This is a genomic window from Haladaptatus sp. (assembly GCF_049589095.1).
Lineage (GTDB): Archaea > Halobacteriota > Halobacteria > Halobacteriales > Haladaptataceae > Haladaptatus.
This window is the reverse complement of sequence record NZ_JBAWAC010000410.1, coordinates 1-3,065: the sequence shown is the minus strand read 5'-3', so window position 1 is coordinate 3,065 and position 3,065 is coordinate 1. Positions and strand designations below refer to the sequence as shown.

The following is a 3,065-nucleotide window of genomic DNA, read 5'->3' as shown; positions in this document are numbered from 1 at the left end:
CTGGAAACGGGGGAGTCCCCCCCACCCAGAAACGTTAGAAAGAGTGTCTACGTTTCGCTCCATCAGACACACCTCCCGAAACTGGACGACCTCGGTATCGTGGAGTACGACCAACGGTCGAAGGAACTGGTTCTCAACGACCGCGCACGCGAGGTCGAGGTGTATATGGAGGTCGTCGCCGAACACGACGTTTCGTGGCCGACGTACTATCTCGGTCTCGGGATACTGGAGTTCATCGTCCTCTTCGCGGCGAAACTCCATCTCTTTTCCATCCAACTGCTCGATTTCGAGTTCTGGACGTGGTTCTTTTTGACGTTCTTCCTCGTCTCCGCGCTGTACCACATCTACAACGGACAAGAGCGATCGCTGTTCTGACTGACCGTTACGGCGGGGAAAACGTGACTGCTCAGCCGATGTACCGCAGGTCGTCGTCCGACGGGAGGGATGCCTGTTGGGATTGGGATTCCATCTCCTCTATCTTGTTGACGACTTCCTCCATCTCCTCGGCGCGCTCTTCGAGCGAGCTGAAATCGACCTCGAAATCGAGCACTTTCTGGAGGATTTCGAGGACCGCCTGCGCGCTTTTTGGGTCGACCAGGTAACCGCTCGTCTCGCCCATCAGGCACGTCGCTTCGAAACCGCGCCGTCCGCCGAGACCGAGCAGGAGTCCGCTGGTGCCGACGATGCCGCCCGCCGGTTCGTCCTCGCGGAACTCAACGCCCGCGTCTTCGAGTTCGTCCACGAACTCCGTCGTCGCGGCCGCACCCAACACGGCGTACTCCTCGATGAGTTCGCCGGTCGGTACGCCGCCGAGCGCGAAGACGCGTTCGACACCGAACTCCTCGGCGATGTCCAAAAAGGCGTTCGTCAGCCGATAGTGGCCGACGTTGTCCTGGGCTTGATAGTCGCCCGTCAGGACGAGTACGTCCTGCCCGTCGAGCGTCAACGCGTGGAGTTCCACACAGACCAGTGCGGCCGTGCCGTCGTCCCCGACGCTCACCTGTGGCGGCAGATACTCCGAGTACACCCGTCGAACGAGTTCGCTTTCTTTCTCCTCGAGTAGATGCTCGGCGACGAGTTTACCGACGTGACCGACGCCCGGCAGTCCCTCGATAAGGACGGGGCTTTCCAAGTCGGGATTGGCGACGATGTCGATGTCGATTTCGTCCATGTACCTTATTCGTGGTCGCGCCGCTTAAGTGCGCGTCGGTACTCCCCGTACGGGTCGTTCGGGTCGAACGGCGCGGGTGCGCTGTTTACGGCCTTCGCTCCACAGTCGGGACACGTCGCAGAAAGGGTGTACACCGGGCGGTCATGTTCCGCTTCCCACGCGGAACATACCCGGATGTTCGATTTCATTCGTCTTCGGTGTGGCGGTCACGGTGGAAGTCGGCGGTCCCCTCGATGCCGTCCATGACGACCTCCGCACGGTGGACGCTCTCTTCGAGTTGCGCCTCCGCCGTCTTGTAGTTCGGTGCCTTCACACGAACGCGATATTCGGGTGCACCGACGTAGGTAACGTCGAGTTCCACTTCGTCGGGAATGTCGCCGTTTCCTTCGGCGGCTTTGAGCGCCTCCTTGATGCCATCGACGCCGTCTTTCCCCGGGTTGCGGAGGTCGACGTAGCCGGTGACGGTGACGTAGGGAACCGAGACGTTCTCGCGTGCGGTCTCGACCAGTTGTCCGATTTCCTCGTCCGTGAGGTCGGTACTGTCGAGCGCTTCGGGACCGTGAATCGCCGCTTGCTCGAAGCCGTCGTAGATGCTGCCGAATTCGGAGAGGAGTTCGTTTGCGACGTGCGTGTACTGCTCGTCGCCCATGTCCTCGCCGAACGCGAGCGACATCCACTTGTCGGCCTTCTGCTCGTTCTTCCAGTCCTGTATCTTGTCGCTTCGCTGATGTTCGTTGACGTCCTTGATCGAGAGGTCGATCTGTTGGGACCCCTCGTCAACGTCGAGAACCTTACAGACGACGGTCTGTCCGGTGCTGACGTGGTCTCGAACGTTTTTGATCCAACCGCTGGCGACCTCGCTGACGTGGACAAGCCCACGCTTGTCCTCGTACTCTTCGAGGTCGATGAAGACCCCGAAGTCTTCAATCTCGTCTACTTTACCGACGACGAGTTCGCCAGTGTCGGGCCAGCCACTGTATTTCATCGGGATGCTATCGTTTCGAGGACGTCGCCATTGATTTCTGCCTTGCCGCCGGTCGGCGTGGCGAGGTTGTGACCGCAGACGACGCAGTTGACTTCGCTCGACGCCTTGCCGAAGACGGTCTGTTCGTTCTCACAGTCCGGACACTGAACTTTGTAGAAATTTCCTGCCATGTGTTTACTCCTGGAATTCGAGTCGGCCTGCACGCCATCCCGGGCGGAGGTGTGCTTTGCCACACTCGCTGCAACGGTATTTCAAGTCGGTCTTCTTCGTCGGTTTGTCTCCACCGGGCACCTTCGAGAAACCACCAGCGTTACCGATGACGGCTTTGCCGCGTTTCTGCTGGCGAGCGTCCCACTTCATGCCGGTTCGTCGGCCAGTGCGGACCTTCTCGACTTCGTGTTCGTGGTGTGAGTGACAGTGCGGACAGTACGTGTTAAATCGACGTGGCATCTGCATAGATATCGACCTTACGGTGAAATTGCGGGCCGGGACTTAAAACCCGTTTGGTTTCCACTGCGACGGATGTGGGACGGAATATATAGTCCTCTCCGTGAGTCTATTTTATTCTATCATGAAAATAAAAATTTTGAAGTCCCATATCCTAAAATACAGAGTGAATACATCATGACAAACGTCAATCGGCGGCAATTTCTCAAACGAACCGGTGTCGCAGGGGCGGGACTCGCAGCGCTTGGAATGGGAACGGGAACGGTAAGCGCGGATCGATACGGGATTCCCATCGTCTCGACGCGCGGCCATTTCGACGACGACGGTAACCTGACTTCGGGCCACACCGAGACGGGCTACGACACCACTGGCGACGTTCCGGGCGTCGATACCGGTTGTGTGGACGACTTGACCGTGTTCATCCACGGCTGGCACAAGACGGGCGGCGACCCCGAACAGGAG

Annotated in this window: 7 protein-coding genes; 2 read left to right on the top strand and 5 right to left on the bottom strand. The window is 58.8% G+C overall.

Features of this window, described 5'->3' with window-relative positions:
- Nucleotides 1-375, top strand: a 375-nt coding sequence (locus WBV42_RS12910; protein WP_423986390.1) for a DUF7344 domain-containing protein, incomplete at its 5' end; no start/stop codon positions are given.
- A gap of 31 nt (nucleotides 376-406) precedes the next feature.
- Here WBV42_RS12910 and WBV42_RS12905 read toward each other — a convergent pair.
- The 5 genes from WBV42_RS12905 to WBV42_RS12885 are packed head-to-tail and all read right to left on the bottom strand — an operon-like array spanning nucleotide 407 to nucleotide 2,612.
- Nucleotides 407-1,171 carry a proteasome assembly chaperone family protein gene (locus WBV42_RS12905; RefSeq protein ID WP_253228179.1) on the bottom strand — a complete coding sequence of 255 codons (765 nt, stop codon included), beginning with the start codon at nucleotides 1,169-1,171 and terminating at the stop codon, nucleotides 407-409.
- Nucleotides 1,172-1,176: 5 nt separating this feature from the next.
- A complete protein-coding gene (locus WBV42_RS12900) occupies nucleotides 1,177-1,359 on the bottom strand; it encodes an RNA-protein complex protein Nop10 (RefSeq protein ID WP_423986389.1) in 183 nt (60 codons plus the stop codon).
- Nucleotides 1,356-2,156 (bottom strand): translation initiation factor IF-2 subunit alpha, encoded by an 801-nt coding sequence (locus WBV42_RS12895; protein WP_066143254.1) that lies wholly within the window; start codon nucleotides 2,154-2,156, stop codon nucleotides 1,356-1,358. Before WBV42_RS12895 ends, WBV42_RS12900 begins: the two co-directional genes overlap by 4 nt.
- Complete coding sequence (locus WBV42_RS12890) at nucleotides 2,153-2,326, bottom strand: 30S ribosomal protein S27e (RefSeq protein WP_066143251.1); 174 nt, start codon at nucleotides 2,324-2,326, stop codon at nucleotides 2,153-2,155. Before WBV42_RS12890 ends, WBV42_RS12895 begins: the two co-directional genes overlap by 4 nt.
- A gap of 4 nt (nucleotides 2,327-2,330) precedes the next feature.
- Nucleotides 2,331-2,612, bottom strand: a complete 282-nt coding sequence (locus tag WBV42_RS12885; RefSeq protein WP_066143248.1) for a 50S ribosomal protein L44e — start codon at nucleotides 2,610-2,612, stop codon at nucleotides 2,331-2,333.
- A gap of 168 nt (nucleotides 2,613-2,780) precedes the next feature.
- Between WBV42_RS12885 and WBV42_RS12880 the strand changes: the two genes are divergently transcribed.
- Nucleotides 2,781-3,065, top strand: a 285-nt coding sequence (locus WBV42_RS12880) for a twin-arginine translocation signal domain-containing protein (protein ID WP_423986388.1), incomplete at its 3' end; no start/stop codon positions are given.